Below are 21,038 nucleotides of genomic sequence, written 5' to 3' on the forward strand. Positions count from 1 at the left end.
CTCCCGCGACGTGCGGCCACCACCCCGAACGTATGGCACCCCGGAAACCGCTGTCCACCCATTTGCATTGGCCCACGCGCCGCTACGCCTGCTCCTTCGTCGCGTGCTTCGCCACCGCTCCCACCCCACCCAACCTTCCCTGCGGGGCCTCGCGCCCAGCCGGGCTCCTTCGTCGCCGGCGTTCAACCGCCACGTGGTCGCGCCAGGAGGCGATCCGTCGTGAGCCGGTGCGCACCCGGGCCGGCCACCAGACTGAGCGTCGACGGGGACCTGCCTCGTCGGAGGTTCCCCGCTGGGTTCGTACAGCTGCTCGGGGCCTCGGACATCTGACTTGGTGTCCGAGGTCCCCGCATGGTGTCCGAAGGTCCGGCCAGGTACTACTCGGTTACCTGGTAGGTGGGGGTGATCAGGGCTCGGGCGAGGGTGTGGAAGGCGAGGTTGAAGCTGACTACGGCGGGGGTGGCGTCGGAGTCGACGTCTAAGGCCTCTACGTCGATGGCGTGGACGGCGAAGTAGTAGCGGTGGACCTGGTCGCCGGCGGGTGGGGCGGCGCCGCCGTAGTTCTTGGTGCCGAAGTCGTTGCGGACGTGGAAGGCGCCGTTGTCGAGGCGTTCGGTGGTGCCGGCGCCGGTGTCGAGGGAGGTGACGGTTGCGGGGAGGTTGACCAGGACCCAGTGCCAGAAGCCGGAGACGACAGGGGCGTCGGGGTCGAAGCAGGTGACGACGAACGCCTTGGTCTCCTCGGGGAACCCGGACCAGCTCAGCTGCGGCGAGGTGTTGCCGCCGGCGAAGGCGTGGTCGTCCGACAGCGGCTCGCCGTCGGCGACGTCGGTGCTGGTGACGGTGAAGGTGCCGGCCTTCGGGAGCAGTGCGTACGGGTCCGGTGCGACGGGGCGATCGAGCGACATCTGGGAGCCTCCGGGGTCTCGCGACGTGTGGTGATTCCGACATTACTGTCCACATCACACGGATTCGTCCAGGGGCACCCGGGTGGAGATGCGAAGATCGGACCAGGCGACGAGTGGAGGACGTGCGGTGGAGGAGTACCTGGCCCGGATCGGCCCGGCGGACGCGGTGGCGATGCGGGCTGCCGCGGAGCGTCAGCTCGCGTTGACGAAACCGGCCGGTTCACTTGGCGTGCTGGAGGAGTTGTCGGTCCAGGTGGCCGGGATGACCGGCACTTGCCCGCCCGCCGTACCGGCGCCGGCCGTGGTGACCGTCTTCGCGGCCGACCACGGCGTCCACGCACAGGGCGTGTCGCCCTGGCCGCAGGAAGTGACCGCCGCGATGCTGGCGAACTTCGCCGCCGGCGGCGCCGCGGTCAACGCTTTCGCGGCGAACAACCGGGTCGACGTCCGCGTGGTCGACGTCGGCGTGGCGGCCGACGTGGACGAGTTGGACATCGTGCACGCCAAGGTCCGCCCCGGCACCCGCGACCTGTCCGTCGAGCCGGCCCTGACCGAGGACGAGGTGATGGCGGCGATCGCGGTCGGCTTCGACCTCGCGAACACCCTGGTCAAGGACGGCTACCGCTGCCTCCTGACCGGCGACATGGGCATCGCGAACACGACCGCCTCGGCCGCCTTGATCGCGACCTTCACCGGCTCGACCGCGGACGTGGTCACCGGCCGCGGCACCGGCATCGACGACGCCACGCTCGCCCACAAGACCAAAGTGATCGCGGAGGCTCTCGCGCACCACGACGTACCGGCGACGGAGCCGCTCAAGGCCCTCGAGGCGTACGGCGGCCTCGAACACGCAGCCCTGGCCGGGTACATCCTGGGCGCCGCGGCCAACAAGGTCCCGGTCATCCTCGACGGGGTGATCGCGGGCGCCGCCGCCCTGGTCGCGCAGGCGTTCCATCCGGCCGTGATCGACTACTGCGTCGCCGGCCACCGCTCGGCCGAGGCGGGCCACGCGATCGCGCTGAAGACGCTCGGCCTGCAGCCGCTGGTAGACCTCGATATGAGGCTGGGCGAGGGGACAGGCGCGGTGGTGGCGTACCCGATCCTGACCTGCGCCGTCCGCGCGCTCGGCGAGATGGCCACCTTCGAGTCCGCTGGGATCAGCTCGTGACGAGTCAGTACCTGTCCGGCCTGGTGCTCGAGGGACGCCGCGTGGTCGTGGTCGGCGGCGGCGGTGTCGCCCAGCGACGGCTGCCGCGGCTGATCGAGTCCGGCGCGCAGATCGACCTGATCTCCCCGGCGATCACCCCGACCATCGAGGGCCTGCTCTCCAACCCGTCGCTGACCTGGGTCGAGCGCGGCTATCAGTACGGCGACCTCGACGGAGCCTGGTACGTCGTCGTGGCGTCCGACGACTCCGATGTCAACGACCGGGTGTCGGCCGAGGCCGAGGAGCGCCGGATCTTCTGCGTGCGGTCCGACGACCGGTCCAGGGCGACTGCGTGGACGCCCGCGTCCGGGCAGCACGACAACGTGACGATCGGCGTGCTTGGTGGTGGTGATCACCGGCGTTCGGCCGCGGTCCGGGACGCGATTCTGGAGGAACTGCGCTCGGGTGCGTTGGCTGCGCGCGAGGTCGACAGGCGGCCGGGTGTCTATCTCGTGGGTGGGGGACCGGGGGATCCGGATCTGATCACGGTCCGCGGGCGCAGGTTGCTCGCCGAGGCCGACGTCGTCGTGGCGGACCGGCTGGCGCCGCAGCAGTTGCTGGACGAGTTGCACCCGGACGTGGAGCTGTTCGATGCGGCCAAGTTGCCTCGGGGGCGGGCGGCTCAGCAGGAGGAGATCAACCGGATCCTGGTCGATCGCGGTCGGCAGGGGAAGGTCGTCGTACGGCTGAAGGGCGGCGATCCGTACGTGTTCGGTCGCGGCTTCGAGGAGGCGCTGGCCTGCGCGGAGGCCGGCGTGCCGTGGACGGTCGTGCCGGGGATCACCAGTTCGATCTCGGTGCCGGCGGTGTCCGGGATCCCGGTGACGCATCGCGGCGTGACGCATGAGTTCACCGTGGTGTCGGGTCACATCCCGCCGTCGCATCCGGACTCGCTGATCAACTGGGACGCGCTGGCGCAGCTGTCCGGCACGCTGGTCCTGCTGATGGCGGTCGAGAACCTGCCTGCGATCACCGAGCGGCTGATCGCCGCCGGTCGCCCGGCGAGCACCCCGGCCGCAGCCATTGCCGACGGCACCCTTCCGGGTCAACGGATGGTGACGTCCGACCTGGCCGGGATCGCCGACACGATGCAGGAGGCAGGCGTCGGAGCGCCCGCGATCGTTGTCATCGGCAACGTAGTCGAGGTCGCAGCACAAGTCGGCGGCGCTGCCGCCGCGGAGCCGGGTGCGGGAGCGGAGGCGGGCGGGGCGGGATGAGTCGGCTCGTGGGGGTGGAGGATGCGGGGGACGAGCGGCTGGCTGATTATGTGCGGTTGCGGGAGGTGAACCTGCGCCGGCTCCTCGAGGAGGAGCACGGGCTGTTCATTGCCGAGGGCGACAAAGTGATCCGCCGGGCCGCGGAGGCCGGTTTCGAGCCGCGCTCGTTCCTGCTCGCACCGCGCTGGCTCGACTCCCTGCACGACGTACTCGCGAAATGGCCCGACACCCCCGTGTACGTCGTCTCCGAGGAGTTGGCCGAGCAGGTCACCGGCTTCCACGTGCACCGCGGCGCGCTCGCGTCGTACCGGCGTCAACCGGCCGTCCCGCTGCCCGACTTGCTGACGAACGACGTACGACGGATCGCGATCTTCGACGACATCGTCGACCACACGAACGTCGGCGCCGGGTTCCGCGCCGCCGCCGCGATGGGCGTCGAGCTCGTGCTGGTCACGCCGACCTGCGCGGACCCGCTGTACCGGCGGTCGATCAAGGTCTCGATGGGCACGGTCTTCCAGGTCCCGTGGACCCGGCTCACGTCCTGGCCCGGCGACCTGGACACCCTGCAGGACCGCGGGTTCGTCGCGGCCGCGTTCGCGCTCACCGACGACTCGATCAGCCTCGACGACCTGGTCGCCCGCCGCGACGACCGGCTCGCGCTGATCTTCGGCACCGAAGGGCACGGCCTCAAGCCGCACGTGCTCGAAAAGGCAGATCTGACCGTGCGCATCCCGATGGCTGGGGGTGTTGACTCCCTGAACGTGGCATCCTCGGCCGCAGTCGCCTTCTACGCGACGCGACGTTAAGGGGGAGTCATGCGTACGACGGAACGCCTGCTGCTGCGCCCGTTCCGCGACGACGACCTGGAGCCGTGGGCCGCGTTGAACACGGATGCCGAGGTGATGAAATACCTCGGGAAGCCGTTGAATCGGCAGGAATCGGACCGGATCGCGTCGGGCGTCAACAAGCGGTTCGCCTCGGACGGCACCGGGTTCCTGGCGATCGAGCGCCGTACCGATGGTGCCTTCGTCGGCGCCTGCGGGCTGCAGTTCACGCCGTGGTACCCGGACGACTTCGAGATCGGCTGGCGACTCGCCCGCGCGTACTGGGGACACGGTTACGCGACTGAAGCGGCGGCGTCCTGGCTGGAGTACGGGTTCACCACGCTGGGGCTCCCCCGCGTCATCTCGGTCACGGACACGCCGAACCTGCGCAGCATCGGCGTGATGCGCCGGCTCGGCATGAGCTTCGACCACGAGGCGAGGCTGGAGGAGGACGGCGAGCAGTTCGACGCCACCATCTACTCGATGACGGCCGCGGCCTGGAGTGCGAGAACCGGTGGACGCGGGTGATCTGATGGGGGCATGCCGAAGGTAGTGCTCGTCACCGGGATGCAGGCCGCGGGGAAGTCGACGATCGCGCCGCTGCTCGCCGCTCGGCTCGGACCGCCCGCCGCGACGCTCGACGGTGACGTGTTCTACCGCGGCGTCGTCGCCGGCGCCGACATCATGACGCCCGATCCGTCGCCAGAGGCGCTACGTCAGCTGCACCTCCGGTACGACGCTTCCGCGCTGATCGCTCAGCACTACGCCGACGCCGGGTTCGACTTCGTCTGCAGCGACAACATCTTCGAGGACGACGTCGAGCGCTGGTTCGGCCGGCTGCACGACGTCGATCCGTACTTCGTCATGCTGACCCCGTCGGTCGAGTCCGTCGTGGAACGCGAGCTCGCCCGCGGCGGCAACAACGCCTACCGCGACTGGCAGGACGCCGACGGCGGCCTGATCAACGCCGTCCGGGCCTTCCAGACGTACGTCGACAACACCCCACGCCGAGGCCTCTGGCTCGACACCACCAACCTGACCCCGGACGAGTCGGTCGAGGCGATCCTCGCGGACCTGGACAAGGCCCGCTGGTAGGTCAGGTCGCCGGGGTGCCTTCGTGGTCGGTTTCGTGTTCGATCATGGGGGAGACGGGCCAGTCGGCGGGGTAGTCGGGGGCCAGCTCCTCGGCTTCGCCGAACAGGCGCTTGCGGTACTTGCGGGAGAGCCGGTCGCCGAAGACGGTGCCCTGGGTGTGGTCGGTCTCGTGCTGCAGGCAGCGGGCCAGCAGGCCGGTTCCCTCGAAGGAGACCGGCTCGCCGTGCTGGTCGAGGCCGGTGACCCGAGCGAAGTCGGGACGGGCGCACTTGGTGAAGGCGCCCGGCAGTGACAGGCAGCCCTCGTCGCCCTCGTCGAGGCGGCGGTCCTTGCCCTCGGGCAGCTCGATGACCGGGTTGCAGACGACGCCCTGGACCCGGTTCCCGTCCTTGTCCGGGCAGTCGAACACGAACACCTGCAGGTCCACGCCGACCTGGTTCGCGGCCAGTCCGACACCCTCGGCCGCGTTCATCGTGGCGACCATGTCCGCGATCAGCGTCTGGAACTCGTCCCCGAAGTCGGTCACGGGCTGGTTGATCCGGTGCATGACGTCCTCACCCCACCGGGTGATAGGCCGCACCGAACCGTTCTCAGGCAACGTAGACATGCCGGAAATCCTATCGACTCCGGCGACCACCCTGCCGGGTGGCTCGCGCCACCCGGCAGCGGCTGCTACTTGGCGTTGACCTCGTCGCGCCAGGCGACCCACTCGCGAAGCAGGCCGAGGTCGTAGTCGGGCCCCGACGAGTGCACGGTGAACAGCCGGGTGCCGACGTCGAGGAACTTCTTGCCGACGTCCTCGGGCTTCTTGTCGCCGACGCCCACCGAGCGCTCGATCTCGCCCGGGTCGCGGCCGATCGTCCGGCAGTGTTCGTCCAGTACGGCGTGCTTGTGCGCGATCGTCTCGGCGTCGCCGAAACCGTGCCAGATGTTCGCGTGCTGCGCGACCAGCTTCAGCGTCTTCTTCTCGCCGCCGCCGCCGATCAGCACCGGGATGTCCCGGGTCGGGCGCGGGTTGAGCTTGGCCCACCGCTTCTCGATCCGCGGCAGCGCCTCGCCGAGCGCGTCCAGCCGGCCGCCCGCCGTACCGAACTCGTAGCCGTACTCGTCGTAGTCCTTCTCGAACCAGCCCGAGCCGATGCCGAAGATCAGCCGGCCCTCGCTGATGTGGTCGACCGTGCGGGCCATGTCGGCCAGCAGGTCGGGGTTGCGGTAGGAGTTGCACGTGACCAGGGCGCCGAACTCGATCCGCTCGGTCGCCTCCGCCCAGGCGGCGAGCATGGTCCAGCACTCGAAGTGCAGGCCCTCCGGCTCACCGGACAGCGGGTAGAAGTGGTCCCAGTTGAACGCCACGTCGACGCCGATCTCCTCGGCCGCGGCCACGGTCCGCCGGATGTCGGCGTACTGGGCGTGCTGGGGCTGGACCTGCAGGCCGATCCGGACCGGGAAGGCGGCGTACGGACGGTCGGTGGACTCGGAATCTGTCATGGTGGAGATCCTATCCGGCTTTTCGGAGGACCCTCCGGATCAGGCCGGTATCCGAACGAGGCGGGGGTAGTGCGGGATGGAGAACGGCGACGAGATCGACGAGTTCGCGCGACTGTTCACCGGGTTCCTGGAGCGGATGCAGCAGCATCGCCGCGCGGGCGACCGGGAGAACCTGCTGGACCGGTTGCGGGCGCATCTCGGCGCCGACCCCGACCAGCTGCCGGTGGTGTCGTCGAGCTTCGCGCCGTACGACCTGCCGAACGTGCAATTCGCGATCGAGGCATGGTTCGACTCGTTCGAGTTGATCGGGCTGGCCGGGTCGAACCGCGGTCACCACTCGCTCGGTGAGGTGCTGGAGCTCGCGCAGTACGACCGGTTCGGCATCGGGTCGGTCGACTACGAGCGGCTGCCGATCGACGTGGACGAGGAGATGGACTGCGTCTCGTTCGGGTTCTACCTCGGGGTGCGGGGTTCGGAGCGGTACGTCGCGCTGCTGCGCTCGGCGAATCCGCAGTACGGGCGGATCCGGGTCGATCTGGAGGTGCTGGCGACCGGGAAGGCGGACAGCTTCCTCGATGCGCTGCCGGAGCTGATCCGGAAGAACAACATCTTCCGCGGGAAGGTGGTCTCTTTCGAGGGGCACGAGTTCGGGCAGGGGGTCGGGCCGTTCCGGCTGCATCCGCGGCCGGGCATCACGCGGGCGGACGTCGTACTGCCGGCCGGGGTCTTGGAGCGGGTCGAGCGGGAGGTGATCGGGATCGCCGACCATCGGCAGACGCTGCTGGACGCGGGTCAGCACTTGCGGCGCGGCGTGCTGCTCTACGGGCCGCCTGGGACCGGGAAGACGCACACCGTGCGGTACCTGCTGTCGCGGTTGCCGGCGTTCACCGTCGTACTGCTGGCGGGGACGAGCATCGGGTTCATCTCGCAGGCGTGTGCGTTGGCGCGGTTGCTACAGCCTGCGCTGATCGTGCTGGAGGACTGCGACCTGGTGGCCGAGGCCCGCGACTACTCGCGCGGGATGGAGAACCCGCTGCTGTTCCAGGTGCTCAACGAGATGGACGGTCTCGCGGAGGACGCCGACGTCGCCTTCCTTCTCACCACCAACCGCGCCGATCTCCTGGAGCCGGCGCTCATGCAACGCCCCGGCCGCGTCGACCTCGCCGTCGAGGTACCTCTGCCGGACGCCGACGGCCGCGCCCGCCTCCTGCACCTCTACGGCCCCGGCCTCGACCTCAGCCCCGACGTCATCGACCAGATCGTCACCCAGACCGAAGGCACCACCGCCTCCTTCACCAAAGAGCTGGTACGCCGAACCATCCTGCTGGCAGCCGAGTCAGGCACACCCCCCGACGCCGACCACCTCCGCAAGGCAACCGCCGAGCTCCTCTCGTCCCAAGACGCCCTGACCCGCCGCCTCCTCGGCGCCACCAACGGCGAAACCCCCGACTACACCCCACCTCCGCCGGCCGGCCCCGCCCTCTACCCGGGCTGACCGCGAGGGGTGTCTGTGCGGTCCAGCCGTCAGGGCTGTGGCCTCAGCCACCGTTCGAGTCGCACCTGAATCCAGTCGCGCAGGGACGTCCGGGTGCTGTTCAGTCGCGCCACCAGTACTCCAAGCGCCAGCCCGACCAGCAGGGCTGCGGATCCTAGGCCGGCGAGCACCACAACCCACCACGAGGCATCGCCTCCCAGCAGCGCCGCGAGTAGCAACGCGGCGCCGAGCAGAGCAGCAGCGAACCAGACCGCGGAGCGCAGTAGTGCCACCGCGCCGCCTTGTGCGCGGGCGGACTTCACCTGGCCTGCCGTCAGGACGCTCCACACGAGATCGCGCGTCGGCTCGGTGAACCACCGGACGAGTTGCTCCAGGGTGCTGTTGCTCCTGGTCTCGCGGCCTGCGACGACCTTGATCCACTGCCCGGGTCGCTTGCCGAGACCACCCGAGACGTGCACCAGTCGGTCGCCTAGACCGGTGGTGGTCGACGCTGGCTTGTTGCGGTCCTGGTCAGCATCGTTGAGCGCATCGATCATCCGGCCCAGTCCACCCCAGACGGAGGCGGACAGGAAGTCATCCCGCAGGCTGTGAAGCCGTTTGGCGACCGCTACGTCTTCCCAGTTCTCGGCAGCCAGTACTTCGCGTTGGGTTGCACCTACCCACTCCTCCGCTGCCTGGGCGTCTTGACCTGCGTGCAGCAGCGTGCCGATGTGCGCGACCGCGTGCAGCCGGCCCATCAGCCAGTCCCAACGACGCCAGTCTGCCGCTCCGAACGCGCCGAAGTGACCGACCTGTGTCCCATACAGGATCCGGTCGCCCAGATCGGTGGCAAGTTTCCGATCCGGAGCGCTCAGCACAGGCAACGCGACGTCCGGACCAAGCCGAACGAAGCGGAATGGGGCACTGCGCCGATCGGGTGTGCGGGACGACGTGCAGCGGGAGACCACCTCCGTCGCGAGTGCCAATTCGACCAGGTCCGCGCCGTCTGGGATGGATTCCTCGAGTCGGCGGATCTCCTGGCCCAGTGCCTCGGGCACCCGGTGATCGGAGAAGATGCGGTTGAGCGCGGTGGCGACTTGGACCTCGGGTGTCCGGGTGGTCAGTTGCGCTGCCTTGACGGCCGGAGTAAGTGCCTCCCGAACGGCGAGGATGTTGCGCAGCACCTCGCTGGCCTTCGAGATGTCGTCCTCCAGTTCGGGGACCGAACGGGGACGGCTCAGGTCGCCGACCTTGGCGGCGTTGAACGCGTCGGCCAGGTTGGACCGCAGCCACCGCAGGACCAGACGCGTCACCCGTTCGGCCGGGCCGAGACCCCACGGCCACACCACCTGTCCGCTGGTCGCGACGAGCGTCGGGGCAACTGCGGCGCCTTCAGGCGGTGTCCAGGTCAGATCCAGCTTGAGGATCTCCTTGACCGCCTCGTCCGAGACTGCGGCGGCCTTGTCGAGCACTGTCGTGCGTCCGGATCTGGAGACCGTGACTGCTTCCCATACACCACCTGCCGCGCGGCCCCGGGTGTAGGTGGGCTGTAACTGCTCGGCCGCGAGCATGACCCGCGCCCGCTCCATGGGGTCATGACATGCCTTGTTGAACAGGCGTTGCGTATCGGACCAACTGGCGTCGGCGTCCAGCAGCAGCCGCTCCAAATCCTCCATGTCAGATCGAAAGTCCACCTCACGGGGGAACTGGATCGCTGAACCGGCAGTCTGCTTCCAAGACGGCTCGTCGTCGGACACCGCGGTGGTCGCCTTGCCGACTCCGGAGGACGGAACGACGTACACCAAGTACCGGCTGGCATGGCTCTCGACCTCGCTGCGGGACACCGTTTCCAGCACTGGGCCGAACGGCGCGTTGTCGAGTACCCCGCCGTCCATCAGCCACGACGGCGCCGTGTCGGTCCGTCGTGGCCGCTCGCGAGGTGGCCGTACTTTGTTCAACTCGTCGTCCTCGTTGACCGGCGCGAACGCGACCGGGAACGACGCCGACGCCCGCGCGGCGCGGGCCAGGAGGCTGGTGTCGCCGAACTGGGCGCCGGGATCCGGTGGCGCGGGGAACTCGATCGATCTACGGTCATAAATTCTCGGCAGGTCGGTGGTGAATCGGTACAAGAACCGGTGATCGGCCACGTCGAACGGCGTGCCGGCGTAGTCGTAGGCATCAAATCCCTGCTCGCCCAGTCCGGAGGCGGTGGTGAATAGAGTCACCGGATGGTTTGCGGTCGGTGTGCGTTTATCGGCCAAGCACGTCAGCAGTCGGGTGGCCTCCTGCAAAAAGAATCTGCCGTTCAGCACCGAACCGGTTCGTTCGCCGGCATTGTCAGGCAGTAACTTCGTCGCCTCCAATGCCCCCAGTTCGCGCCACTGCTCGCGTAGCCACGGACCACGAGTCTTGACGTCGGCTCCATCGGTCGGGTCGAGGGTTGCGTCGTGAGCGATCGCCGTTGCCAGCATCACCCCGTTCAAACCGCCGGCACTCGTGCCGGCGATCACGTCGATGACCAATCGCCGTTGCTCGTACCCCTGCTCCGGGCGCAGCAACTGCTGCCAGCGGGCGGCCACCTTCTCGTCGTACGGTTGCGCCGGAGGTGCACCCGGCGTGCTCGCGCGGCGGATCAGGTCGAGTTCGTGCGTGACGCCAGCCATCCACACCGCCAAGCTGACGCCGCCATTCATCACCAGTGCGATCCGAATCTCATGCTCGGCCATCTCGCTCCCCCTTATGAGCCCCCTTGACATCCACGTGTACTCGCGTTCGCCAGAAACTTCCAGAACGAACCTGAAACAGCACAATTCCGTGCGCAGTACGAAGCATTCCACGGCAACAGCCGACCCCGCGATAAAGCGTTTGCTGATCATGCTCCCCGGAAGTTCTGGTAGGCAGAATTTCTTGAGCAACGGTTGTGGTGGGGATCGGGTGGAGATGGCTGACGGCGCAGGGTTCAGGGGTCCCTCAGCGCGCCGGAGCGTGCGGTTACACACCGGGGGGAGGAGCGCTAGGGTCGGCGCATGAAGTCGTCGATTTCGCCTGTGCGATGGACTCCGCCTGCTGCGCCGCCGAAGCGTGAGCCGACCCGGATCGAGGTGCAGACGGTCGCGTTGCCGGGGGACGGGCCGGAGGACACGCTGATCGACGAAGACGGCAGCGTGCTCACCGGGCTGTACGACGGTCGCATCCTGCGGGTCAGCGCGGACGGCAAGACAATCACGACGCTCGCCGACACCGGCGGGCGGCCGCTGGGGCTGGAGTGGCTGCCGGACGGGAAGGTGCTGATCTGTGACGCCAACCGCGGGCTGCTGACGCTCGACAAGGACGGCCGGATCGCGACGCTGCTGTCCGAGGTCGACGGCCGGCCGATGCGGTTCTGCAACAACGCGGACATCACCCCGGACGGGACGATCTACTTCACCGACTCGTCGACGCGGTTCGGCATCGACGAGTGGATGGCGGACCTGCTCGAGCACTCCACGACCGGGAGCGTGTACCGCCTCACCCCGGATGGCGAGCTGACGCGGCTGACCACGGGCCGGGGCTTCCCGAACGGCGTGGCGCTGAGCGGCGACCGTCGTACGCTCTTCTGGGCCGAGTCGGCGACGTACGGGCTCTACAAGCTCGACCTGACGACCGACGGTGCGGAGCCGGAGCTGGTCGCGGCGATCCCGGGGTTGCCGGACAACATCGCGCGCGGGTCCGACGGACTGATCTGGGTGACGATCGGCTCGCCGCGGAACGCGCTGCTCGACTTCCTGCTGCCGAAGCAGCCGTTCCTGCGGACATTGGTGTGGAACCTGCCCGAGGCGCTGAAGCCCAAGGCGGCCGACATCATCGAGATCCAGGCGTACGACGACAACGGCACGCTGGTGCACGACCTCCGCGGCCACCACCCGAACTTCCACATGCCCACCGGAGTCCGCGAACGCGACGGCCACGTCTGGCTGGGCAGCATCGGCACCAACGCCCTGGCCACCTTCCCTACCCCCACCCGCTGAACGCGCCGCCGCCGGCTGGGTAGCCGACGACGAGGCAGCCGGCCGACAACGGTTCGGCGACGGGCAGGCCGAAGCCTTCGGAGATGCCGAGCGCGATGAAGACCGACGTCTCGCCGAGGGCTTCCGCGACCTGCTCCTCGGTCAGGCCGGAGAGCGGTAGGAGCTCGACATCCTGCGTGCGCGCGTCGTTGCGGAGGATCCGCTCGAGGACGGTCGACTCCAACGGGCGACGGCGCGGCATCCAGGCGATTCGCCGTACGGCGCGATGGCCGGGACGGAAGAGGTCGCTGTCGACGGGGTTGGGGATGTGGCTGAGGGGCAGGTGCGGGTGGACTCGGGCCAGTACGTCGATGCTCTCCCGGGAGACGGCCCAAACGTGCGGCGCGGGGGCCCAGCCCGGATAGTTGTCGGTGTGGGCGATGACTCGCACGCCGCCGCCGGGTGCCTCCGGCTCCTTGACTGCGTAAATGACGCGGCCGCTCACGTGGTGGTAACCAGAATGCGCATGGCCGGGATGCCTAACGGTTGCCAGGGGCAAACGGCCCGACGCACAAGCGCCGGCCAGGTCCTCGCCTGGCCGGCGCTCGTTCCCACAGCTCAGGGCTTGGGAGGTGGAACCTCGTCCTGGGGTTGTGGGGACTCCGGTACGTCGGTGCCGGGGGTGTCGTGGCCGTTGCCGGCGACGACCAGAGTGAAGTCGTCGCCGTGGTTGCTGACACCTTCGATGACTGCTGCCTCGACCGCCTCCGAGCCGATCGCATGCCGCAGCATCAGCGGATCCGTGCGCAGGTCCTTGGCCAGCGCGACCGCGAGCCCGACCATGACCAGCGCGAACGGAAGCGCGGCCACGATGGTCAGGTTCTGCAGGCCTTGAAGTGCCTCGGACCCGCCACCGCCGACCAGCAGCATCACCGCCGCGACGGCGCCGGTGAGCACGCCCCAGAAGATGACGACCGGCTTGCGGGGTTCGATCGCGCCGCGTTCGGACAGCGTGCCCATCACGATGGACGCGGCGTCTGCGCCGGAGACGAAGAAGATCGCCACCAGGACCACGACCACGATCGTCGTCACCGCGGCCAGCGGAATGTGGTCGAGCACCCCGAACAGCTGGCCCTCGGTGGTGGACTGCCCGGCGACGTCGACCCCGTTGCGCTGCAGGTCGATCGCCGTACCGCCGAAGATGCAGAACCAGACCAGGCTGACCAGCGACGGCACCAGCAGCACGCCGGTGACGAACTGCCGGATCGTGCGCCCGCGGCTGATCCGCGCGATGAACATCCCGACGAACGGCGTCCAGGAGATCCACCAGGCCCAGTAGAAGACGGTCCAGCCGGACAGCCACTCGGACATCGCGTCGCCGCCGCTGGCCTCGGTCCGGGCCGCCATCTCGGCCAGGTCGCGGAAGTAGTCGCCGATCGCGGTCGGGACCAGGTTGAGGATCAGCACGGTCGGGCCGGCGACGAAGACGAAGAACGCCAGGACGACGGCCAGCACCATGTTGATGTTGGACAGCCACTGGATGCCCTTCGCGACACCGGACACCGCGGACGCGACGAACGCCGCGGTGAGTACGGCGATGACGCCGACCAGCAACGCGTTACCGGTCTTGTCCAGCCAGCCCAGGATCTGCACGCCGGAACCGATCTGGAGCGCGCCCAGGCCGAGCGACGCGGCCGAGCCGAACAGCGTCGCGAAGATCGCGAGCCCGTCGATCACCTTGCCGATCGGTCCCTCGGTCCGGCGGCCGAGCAGCGGCGCGAACGCGGAGCTGATCAGCTGCGAGCGGCCGCGCCGGAAGGTGCCGTAGGCAATGGCTATCCCGACGACGGCGTAGATCGCCCACGGGTGCAGGGTCCAGTGGAACAGCGTGGTCGCCATCGCCGTCTGCAGCGCGGCGGACGAGCCGGCCTCGACTGTTCCCGGCGGCGGGCTGGTGAAGTGGGTCAGCGGTTCGCTGACGCCGTAGAACATCAGGCCGATGCCCATGCCGGCGCTGAACATCATCGCCACCCAGGACACGGTCTTGAACTCGGGCTCCTCGTCGTCGCGCCCGAGCGGGATCCGCCCGTACCGGCCGGCCGCCAGCCAGAGCACGTAGACGACGAAGGCGGAGGCCAGCAGGACGAACAGCCAGCCGGTGTTGGTCTCGACCCAGGTCAGGGCCGAGGTGGACGCCGTACCGAGACCGGTGGCGTCGGCGAAGCCCCAGGCGACGAAGGCCAGGGCGATGACCGCGGTGACGCCGAAGACGACGCGGTCGAGGCCGGAGCCGCGACTTCGGCTGCCGGGCGGAGGAGGTGCTGCGATGGCAGGGTGTTGTGCATGGTCGGGATTCGTGTTCTCTGCCGGGCTGTCGACATCGATCGCCACAGGTGAATCACGCCTCGCTTCGGCGCGCCTCCGTTTCCTTTTGGTAGGGGACTGCCTGACGACCGTGCCGAAGTTCGTGGCAAAACGCAACAATCGTGGTTTCGGCCACACTGTGGTTAGGGTGCGCTCATGCGATTCGGGATCACCATCCTGCCGGAGTACCGGTGGAGCGAGGCGGCGCCGCGGTGGCGGCGGGCGGAGGAGCTCGGGTTCGACCATGCCTGGACCTACGACCACCTGACCTGGAGCGGCCTGCAGGACGCGCCCTGGTACGGGACGACGCCGACGCTGACCGCGGCCGCAATGGTCACCTCGACGATCAAGCTGGGCACGTTCGTGACCTCGCCGAACTTCCGGCACCCGCTCGCGCTGACCCGCGACATCCTGGCGCTGGACGACGTCTCCGGCGGCCGGTTCCTGTGCGGGGTCGGCTCGGGCGGCGGGATCGACACCACGATCCAGGGCGGCCCGGAGCTCAGCCCCCGGCAGAAGGTGGACCGCTTCGAGGAGTTCGTCGTACTGCTGGACAAGCTGCTGACGACCGACGGCGTCGACTTCAAGGGCGAGTACTTCGAGACGCGGAACGGCCGGACGCTGCCGGGGTGTGTGCAGCAGCCGCGGGTGCCGTTCATCATGGCGGCCAACGGCCCGCGGTCGCTGCGACTGGCGACCAGGTACGGCGCCGGCTGGGTGACCACCGGGATCAAGTCAGCGGACTTCGACACCTGGTTCGCCACGGTCGTCGACCTGAGCCACCGCCTGGACGACGTACTCGAAGGTCAGCCGCTCGACCGCTACCTGGCGCTCGACTCCGCCCGCTTCTCGCTGAGCAGCGTCGACGCCTTCGAAGACGTCGTCGGCCGCGCCGCCGCCCTCGGCTTCACCGACGTCATCACCCACTGGCCCCGCCTGGAAGGCGTCTACGCCGGGTCGGTCGACGTGCTCGAGAAGGTGGCGGCTGAGGTCATTCCCCGTTGGCGTTAGCGCGGACCCAGGCGGGGATGACGTACCAGAAGACGGTGAACCAGGCGAGCACGATCGCGGTGATCACGATCGCGACCGAGCGGGAGAGTACGACGTCCAGCGCCAGCAGCACGCCGCCGGCCATCGCGATGACGAGGAAGATCATGCCGGCCGAGGCCATGTGACCGGCGATCGGGAGCATCCGGTCGCGCAGCTTCTGCCGGTAGACGACGCGGTGGAACGACACCGGCGCGAGGAACAGGCCGACGGCCAGGGCGGAGGCGATCAGGGTGCCGGCGTACACGTCGTGGGTGAACGAGTCGGCCTCCTGGAACTTGGCCTGGAAGGCGATGCTCAGCAGGAACGCGAACAGGATCTGGGTACCGGTCTGGGCCAGCCGGAGCTCCTGCAGCAGCTCGTTCCAGTGCCGGTCGAGCCGCTCGGTCCTGTGCTCGCCGTCCCGGTCGTACCCAGCCTCACTGTCGGTCATGTCCTTGACGGTACCCGCGGCGAAACGGTAAAGGGGCCGCACACCGGTGAGTGTGCGGCCCCTTCACTTCAGTTTCTCGAAGGGTGATCTGAACGGATCAGATCGGGCGGATGTTCTCCGCCTGCAGGCCCTTCTGGCCCTGGGTGATCTCGAACTCGACCCGCTGGTTCTCGTCCAGCGAACGGAAGCCCGACATCTGGATGGCCGAGTAGTGCGCGAACACGTCCGCGCCACCGTCATCCGGGGTGATGAAGCCGAAGCCCTTGTCAGCGTTGAACCACTTGACAGTACCGACAGCCATTTGTGTCTATCTCCTCGATGGCTTGTAACAATCCGCGACCCACACCTCATGGGCCACGCGTCGCCGAAAGGCCCCAGACGACAGACCGGCCATGCAGCACAGCAAAAGTCAGGGAGTCCAAAACTGCAACGCGATAACTGTAGCCGTTATCCGGCCGGGTGGTAGGGGTGACCGAGAACACGTGTCGCTAATAGTCGCCGGTCGCCACGTTCCGTGAACACCCCGAAACGCGCCCGGAACACCCCGCCGGGACCACGAAATCCCGCGCCGACCTGCTCGTTCGCCGCCGGGACCGGCGGCCGGGCGGTTCCAACGTGGGACTGCGCCCGGTACGCCGGGTGATGGACGCGCGAACCTGATCGATTTTTCGGGCGTGTCGCGCGCCTCTGGACAATCGTTGCGCAGACCGCGAGGGTGAGCCCGAAGGAGGCACGGTTGATCGTCACAGTGACCCGCAGCGGAGGCTTCGCCGGCCTGATGGCACACGGTGAGCTCGACACCACGTTCCAGCCCGACGCGGCCCGGCTGGAGGCCGCCGTCCGGGCGCTGGACCAGGGCAGGCTCGGTTCCGGGATACCCCAGCCGGACCGGTTCGTGTACCGGGTCGAGGTGCGTGACGCGCCGGGCTCGCCCGCCACGCACCTCACCGTCGCCGAGCAGGACCTCGACCAGACCACCGCCTGGCTGCTCGAACGGGTGCTGGAGACCTAGCGCCAGGCGATCTCCGGCGCGCGGTAGAAGTTCACGCTCAGCGCGTCCCACCGCGAGCCCTGACCGGCCAGCCGGTCCTTGTGCGTCGGCCAGTCGAGCGCGGACGCGGGGGACCAGCCGAGCTCGGCGATGCCCGGCAGCCGCGGGAAGGCCATGAACTCGACCTTGTCCACCTCGTCGAGCGTCTCCGACCACAGCGGCGCCTCGACCCCCGCGATGGCATCCGCAGGCAGGTCAGGGATGAGCGTGGACGGGTTCCAGCTGTAGGACTTCTCCACGCTCACCAGACCGGCCCAGGACAGCCCGTACGGGGTGTCCTTGTGGTACTTCATGTCCAGGTACGCACGGTTGGCCGGAGACAGCACGACCTTGGCCCCCCTGCGCCGCGGCTTGGCGTGCGAGGCCCTGCGACCGGGCGTCGTCGGTGCCCCAGTACGCGTACCGCGGTGAGTCGGAGATCGTCGTACCCGCGACACGGGCCGTTCTGCAGGGTGCCGGCGTCGGCCTTGGCTGGGAGCAGTTGGCGCAGAGTCGTGACGCCGCGGAACAGGCCCTCAGGCGTGGCCGCGGTGACAGCGACGCCGGAGCGGTCCGCGCGCTTGCTCACTCACTGGGTCAGGATCTTGCAAGGGTCTCAGCCATACTTGTGGGCCATCGCGATCGCCTGCGGTACGTAGCTCCCGCCGAACAGCACCACGTGGGTCAGCAGCGGGTGCAGCCGGTGCAGCCCGACCCGGTCCCGCCAGCCGTCCGCGAGCGGATGCACCTCGTCGTACGCGCGGAGCACTCGTTCGAGCTGTGGGAGCCCGAAAAGGCCGAGCATGGCCAGGTCGGTCTCACGGTGGCCGCCGTGCGCCGCCGGGTCGATCAGGTGGACGCCGTCGGTGCACCAGACGACGTTGCCCGACCACAGGTCCCCGTGGATCCGGCTCGGCGGGTCGGTCGGGTCGTCGTACGCCCCGGCTTCCAGGCGGATGCAGACCTGCTCGATCACCTGCAGCTGGTGCCCGTCGATCGTGCCCTGGTTGTACGCCGACCGCAGGTACGGCCGCAGTCGCAGGTTCGCGTAGAACTCGCCCCACGACTTCACCGGCTCCAGCGTGTGCGGCAGCCCGATCGTGCCGAGGTAGCCGTCGGTGTCCCAGCCGTCCGGCGGTACGCCGAAGTGCCGAGCGCCGGCGTCGTGCGTCACGGCCAGCCGACGGCCGAACTCGTCGGCCGCGGCACCGGTCGGTGGGGCGAGCTCGAGCCTGACCATGCTCAGATGACTGGGGGAGACGTCCAGGGGCTCCGCAACCGCCGCCCCACCGGGTACGGCGAGCCAGCGCAGGCCGGCCGCCTCGACCTCGAAGAAGCCCGGTGGCGCGTCATGCCGTCTCTTCACGAACTCGACAGCCATCCTCGCACTCTTGCATCAACCGGCGGCCGCGGGCCAGCACCGGCTCATCTGCCGTCATCGCCGTCAGCGCGAGGATCGCCAGCAGGCCGCCGACCAGGGCCACGCTGCGCACGCCGGTGTGGTCGAGCAGCACCCCGCCGATCAGCCCGCCGGCCGCGATCCCGACATTGAAAGCGACATTGGTGCCGGCCGAAGCGAGGTCCAGACTCCCCGGCGCCACGAGCAGCGTCCGGCTCAGGATGCCGACCGCCAGCATGCTGAAGGACATCCCGACGAGCGCGTACAGCAACACCGCCGGCGCCCGCTCGTGCCCGACCGAGTAGAGGGCCAGCAGCGATGCGCCGACCAGGGCCAGCGGCAGGACTACCGCCACCCACGGGTCCCGCTCGATGAGCCGGCCGATGAGCAGAGTCCCGGCCAGGCCGCCCAGCCCGCAGGCCAGCAGGATCGGGGCGAGCGCATCGGTGCCGAAGCCGCTGACGTCCAGCAGGAACGGCGTGACGTAGGTGTTGAACGTCAGGAAGCCCGCTACGCCGACAGCTGTGCTGGCCACGAGTACGGCGTAGCGACGCGTGCCATGAGCGCGTCCGCGGCTCGCTGTCGTCTGGTGTGCGCTGCCGCGAGGCAGGAGCGCCAGAACGGTCAGACCGGTCGCAGCCGCGAAGACGGCCATCAGGGCGAACGGCAGTCGCCAGCCGGCCTGCTCACCGAGCCAGGTGCCGAGCGGGATGCCGACGACCGGAGCGAGCGCGGAGCCGATGGACAGCCTGGCGACCACCCGGCCGTGGACTGCGGGCGGGAACAGGCTGGTCGCGATCGGGAAGATGATCGACCAGAACAGCGCATGCGACAGCGCCGTCAGCAGCCGCCCGACGAGCAGGACCTCGTACGTCGGCGCCGTCGCAGACACGGTCGCGCCGACGGCCATCAGGCCGAGCGTGGCGCCCAGGACGGGCCGGCGGGGGAGCCCGAGGGTGAGCCGGGCCAGCGGGATCGCGGTCAGCGCGACGAGCACGGCGTACCCGGTGACGAGCAGGCCGACGTCGGAGCGGGACCGGCCGAGGTCGTCCGCGATCACGGTCAGCAGGCCGATCGGCAGGATCTCGATCGTCACGTAGGAGAAGGTGCCGGCGCCGAGTACGGCGAGCACGGCCTGGGTTCGGCGGGACGTGTCGGACATGACGCCACCTGTGATTCCAGTAAAAGGGGTGATAGTGGTAGCATGTCACGTATGGCAGAAGACCGCAATGACGAACTCCGGATCGTCGGAGGGCATCCCGCCCTCGAGTTGGTGAACACGGTCGCGCCGCGGGTGGTCGGTGGCGCGGACGATCAGCGGGACTACATTCCAGGGCCTGAGGAGCTGCTGGCGTGGGGTCGCCGTACCGAGCTGCTCACCGAGGCTGAGGCGGATGCTGTCGGCTCCGCGTGGAGCGCTGCCCCTGGTGTGGCTGCGCAGGCGTTGCATGCGACGGTCGAGATCCGGGAGGCTGTCTACACGGCCCTGAGTCGGCGAGATCAGAGAGCCGAATTCGCTGCTGCGCTTGAGCTTCTGACGCTCCGTTGGTCGGCCGCCGCGGCGCGCTCGGTGCTCGTTCCAGGTGGTGCTGTCGCCGAGTTGATGGTCGGTACGTCGCCGGCGTCGATGATCCCGGATCGGCTGGTCAGCGCCGCGGTCGAGCTGCTGCGGACCGTCGACCTGCGGCAGCTCCGGGCCTGCCCGGTCGACGAGGGCGGCTGCGGCTTCCTGTTCCTCGACCGCAGCCGGAACGGGTCACGCCGCTGGTGCTCGATGCAGGACTGCGGGACTCAGGCGAAGATCCGCAAGCTCAGCGCCAAGCGCCGTTCTGCTTCCACTGTCTGACTGGTTAGCAGGTACGCTCACTGTCCGCGATCGTGTGACCCGTCAAGTAGGCGTGTCGAAAGATGCGAAGTGTCCGTCCGACCTGTCATCGTAGGCGGCCGGGCCTTCCGACCACGACGGGCCTGGCCGGTCCTGCCCCGGACAGGGGCGGGCAGTTGAAGAAAGAAGCTGGAGGACAGATGACGCAGGTGGCAGAGCAGCCGGGCAGTACTGCCGGGCGGCTCGGCTCGGTGGTGCTGGACTGCCCGGACCCACTCGAGCTCGCCCAGTTCTACTCGGCGCTGCTGGGGCTGGACATCGACGAGAACGGTGACGACGACTGGCGGAGCCTGACCGGCCCCGGCTCGTCGTTCGGGTTCTCGACGCTGGCCTTCCGGCGCTCGGAGGAGTTCGTGCCGGCGACCTGGCCCGGCACCGACGCGCAGGATCTCCATCTCGACCTCATCGTCGAGGACCTCTCCAGCGGTCACGCCAGCGTGACCGCGCTGGGGGCCGAACCGCTCGACCCCCTGGACCCACCCCCCGCCGAGAACGCTCGCGGCTGGCGGATCTACGCCGACCCCGCAGGCCACCCGTTCCGAATCTGCCTGGAGTAGGAACAACTGCCTGGATCGACAGCCCGCCCCGGCCACCCGGCCGGGGCGCCGAGGAACGTCCACACCCGTTGCCGGCTGGTGTCCTTGAGGCCACGATTGTGCAGGTAGCGGTTGAAGCGCGCCT

The 21,038-nt window shown here is 69.0% G+C and carries 23 protein-coding genes; 11 read left to right on the forward strand and 12 right to left on the reverse strand.

The annotated features are described in order from the left end of the window. Positions 1-377: 377 nt before the first annotated feature. Positions 378-908 carry a YbhB/YbcL family Raf kinase inhibitor-like protein gene (locus AB0H36_RS34700; RefSeq protein ID WP_360533589.1) on the reverse strand — a complete coding sequence of 177 codons (531 nt, stop codon included), beginning with the start codon at positions 906-908 and terminating at the stop codon, positions 378-380. Positions 909-1,035: 127 nt separating this feature from the next. Between AB0H36_RS34700 and cobT the strand changes: the two genes are divergently transcribed. From cobT to AB0H36_RS34725, 5 genes are read left to right on the forward strand one after another with little or no spacing between them, the layout of a single operon-like run. Continuing rightward, a complete protein-coding gene (gene cobT / locus AB0H36_RS34705; RefSeq protein WP_360533592.1) occupies positions 1,036-2,076 on the forward strand; it encodes a nicotinate-nucleotide--dimethylbenzimidazole phosphoribosyltransferase in 1,041 nt (346 codons plus the stop codon). Further along, positions 2,073-3,332 (forward strand): uroporphyrinogen-III C-methyltransferase, encoded by a 1,260-nt coding sequence (gene cobA, locus AB0H36_RS34710; RefSeq protein WP_360533595.1) that lies wholly within the window; start codon positions 2,073-2,075, stop codon positions 3,330-3,332. The genes cobT and cobA overlap by 4 nt, the downstream gene beginning before the upstream one ends. Then, positions 3,329-4,138: an RNA methyltransferase gene (locus tag AB0H36_RS34715; RefSeq protein WP_360533598.1), complete on the forward strand. Its 810-nt coding sequence runs from the start codon at positions 3,329-3,331 to the stop codon at positions 4,136-4,138. The genes cobA and AB0H36_RS34715 overlap by 4 nt, the downstream gene beginning before the upstream one ends. Positions 4,139-4,147: 9 nt before the next feature. After that, complete coding sequence (locus AB0H36_RS34720; RefSeq protein WP_360533601.1) at positions 4,148-4,684, forward strand: GNAT family N-acetyltransferase; 537 nt, start codon at positions 4,148-4,150, stop codon at positions 4,682-4,684. A 12-nt stretch (positions 4,685-4,696) separates the two neighbouring features. Further along, complete coding sequence (locus tag AB0H36_RS34725) at positions 4,697-5,251, forward strand: AAA family ATPase (RefSeq protein WP_360533604.1); 555 nt, start codon at positions 4,697-4,699, stop codon at positions 5,249-5,251. Between the two features lies 1 nt (position 5,252). Here the strand turns inward: AB0H36_RS34725 and def are convergent, their stop codons facing one another. Both def and AB0H36_RS34735 read right to left on the reverse strand, forming a co-directional pair. Beyond that, complete coding sequence (gene def / locus AB0H36_RS34730; RefSeq protein WP_360533607.1) at positions 5,253-5,858, reverse strand: peptide deformylase; 606 nt, start codon at positions 5,856-5,858, stop codon at positions 5,253-5,255. Between the two features lie 65 nt (positions 5,859-5,923). Beyond that, the gene (locus AB0H36_RS34735) at positions 5,924-6,739 is read right to left on the reverse strand and encodes an LLM class F420-dependent oxidoreductase (protein WP_360533611.1); all 816 of its coding nucleotides are present in this window, start codon (positions 6,737-6,739) and stop codon (positions 5,924-5,926) included. A 76-nt stretch (positions 6,740-6,815) separates the two neighbouring features. Between AB0H36_RS34735 and AB0H36_RS34740 the strand changes: the two genes are divergently transcribed. Then, positions 6,816-8,234, forward strand: a complete 1,419-nt coding sequence (locus AB0H36_RS34740; protein WP_360533614.1) for an ATP-binding protein — start codon at positions 6,816-6,818, stop codon at positions 8,232-8,234. A 29-nt stretch (positions 8,235-8,263) separates the two neighbouring features. Here the strand turns inward: AB0H36_RS34740 and AB0H36_RS34745 are convergent, their stop codons facing one another. Continuing rightward, on the reverse strand, positions 8,264-10,939 hold the full coding sequence (locus AB0H36_RS34745) for a DUF3376 domain-containing protein (RefSeq protein WP_360533617.1): 2,676 nt from the start codon (positions 10,937-10,939) through the stop codon (positions 8,264-8,266). Positions 10,940-11,239: 300 nt separating this feature from the next. Between AB0H36_RS34745 and AB0H36_RS34750 the strand changes: the two genes are divergently transcribed. Further along, positions 11,240-12,220 carry an SMP-30/gluconolactonase/LRE family protein gene (locus AB0H36_RS34750; protein ID WP_360533620.1) on the forward strand — a complete coding sequence of 327 codons (981 nt, stop codon included), beginning with the start codon at positions 11,240-11,242 and terminating at the stop codon, positions 12,218-12,220. On the opposite strand, the gene AB0H36_RS34755 is transcribed toward AB0H36_RS34750, so the two are convergent. Both AB0H36_RS34755 and AB0H36_RS34760 read right to left on the reverse strand, forming a co-directional pair. Further along, positions 12,204-12,704 carry a glycosyltransferase gene (locus AB0H36_RS34755; protein WP_360533623.1) on the reverse strand — a complete coding sequence of 167 codons (501 nt, stop codon included), beginning with the start codon at positions 12,702-12,704 and terminating at the stop codon, positions 12,204-12,206. The two genes, AB0H36_RS34750 and AB0H36_RS34755, sit on opposite strands and share 17 nt — an antisense overlap. Positions 12,705-12,817: 113 nt before the next feature. After that, the gene (locus AB0H36_RS34760; RefSeq protein ID WP_360533626.1) at positions 12,818-14,590 is read right to left on the reverse strand and encodes a BCCT family transporter; all 1,773 of its coding nucleotides are present in this window, start codon (positions 14,588-14,590) and stop codon (positions 12,818-12,820) included. 129 nt (positions 14,591-14,719) lie between these two features. On the opposite strand from AB0H36_RS34760, the gene AB0H36_RS34765 reads away from it, so the two are divergent. Further along, the gene (locus tag AB0H36_RS34765; RefSeq protein WP_360533629.1) at positions 14,720-15,574 is read left to right on the forward strand and encodes an LLM class flavin-dependent oxidoreductase; all 855 of its coding nucleotides are present in this window, start codon (positions 14,720-14,722) and stop codon (positions 15,572-15,574) included. Here AB0H36_RS34765 and AB0H36_RS34770 read toward each other — a convergent pair. Further along, entirely contained in the window at positions 15,555-16,043 is a 489-nt protein-coding gene (locus tag AB0H36_RS34770) for a DUF6328 family protein (RefSeq protein WP_360533632.1), read from the reverse strand. The two genes, AB0H36_RS34765 and AB0H36_RS34770, sit on opposite strands and share 20 nt — an antisense overlap. A gap of 97 nt (positions 16,044-16,140) precedes the next feature. Then, entirely contained in the window at positions 16,141-16,344 is a 204-nt protein-coding gene (locus tag AB0H36_RS34775) for a cold-shock protein (RefSeq protein ID WP_360533635.1), read from the reverse strand. A gap of 435 nt (positions 16,345-16,779) precedes the next feature. Between AB0H36_RS34775 and AB0H36_RS34780 the strand changes: the two genes are divergently transcribed. Further along, positions 16,780-17,055 carry a protealysin inhibitor emfourin gene (locus AB0H36_RS34780; protein WP_360533638.1) on the forward strand — a complete coding sequence of 92 codons (276 nt, stop codon included), beginning with the start codon at positions 16,780-16,782 and terminating at the stop codon, positions 17,053-17,055. On the opposite strand, the gene AB0H36_RS34785 is transcribed toward AB0H36_RS34780, so the two are convergent. From AB0H36_RS34785 to AB0H36_RS34800, 4 genes are read right to left on the reverse strand one after another with little or no spacing between them, the layout of a single operon-like run. Continuing rightward, positions 17,052-17,387: a family 20 glycosylhydrolase gene (locus AB0H36_RS34785; RefSeq protein ID WP_360533641.1), complete on the reverse strand. Its 336-nt coding sequence runs from the start codon at positions 17,385-17,387 to the stop codon at positions 17,052-17,054. The genes AB0H36_RS34780 and AB0H36_RS34785 overlap by 4 nt on opposite strands. Continuing rightward, positions 17,384-17,662 (reverse strand): glycoside hydrolase family 20 zincin-like fold domain-containing protein, encoded by a 279-nt coding sequence (locus AB0H36_RS34790; RefSeq protein ID WP_360533644.1) that lies wholly within the window; start codon positions 17,660-17,662, stop codon positions 17,384-17,386. The genes AB0H36_RS34785 and AB0H36_RS34790 overlap by 4 nt, the downstream gene beginning before the upstream one ends. Before the next feature lie 27 nt (positions 17,663-17,689). Continuing rightward, a complete protein-coding gene (locus tag AB0H36_RS34795; RefSeq protein WP_360533647.1) occupies positions 17,690-18,439 on the reverse strand; it encodes a fructosamine kinase family protein in 750 nt (249 codons plus the stop codon). Next, the gene (locus tag AB0H36_RS34800) at positions 18,423-19,634 is read right to left on the reverse strand and encodes an MFS transporter (protein WP_360533650.1); all 1,212 of its coding nucleotides are present in this window, start codon (positions 19,632-19,634) and stop codon (positions 18,423-18,425) included. Before AB0H36_RS34800 ends, AB0H36_RS34795 begins: the two co-directional genes overlap by 17 nt. Positions 19,635-19,685: 51 nt before the next feature. Here AB0H36_RS34800 and AB0H36_RS34805 point away from each other — a divergent pair, with 51 nt between their 5' ends. Both AB0H36_RS34805 and AB0H36_RS34810 read left to right on the forward strand, forming a co-directional pair. After that, complete coding sequence (locus AB0H36_RS34805; protein WP_360533653.1) at positions 19,686-20,318, forward strand: CGNR zinc finger domain-containing protein; 633 nt, start codon at positions 19,686-19,688, stop codon at positions 20,316-20,318. A gap of 179 nt (positions 20,319-20,497) precedes the next feature. Further along, a complete protein-coding gene (locus tag AB0H36_RS34810; RefSeq protein WP_360533656.1) occupies positions 20,498-20,914 on the forward strand; it encodes a VOC family protein in 417 nt (138 codons plus the stop codon). Positions 20,915-21,038: the final 124 nt, after the last annotated feature.

Source organism: Kribbella sp. NPDC050820 (assembly GCF_040653975.1).
In the GTDB taxonomy this organism is placed as follows: Bacteria; Actinomycetota; Actinomycetes; order Propionibacteriales; family Kribbellaceae; genus Kribbella.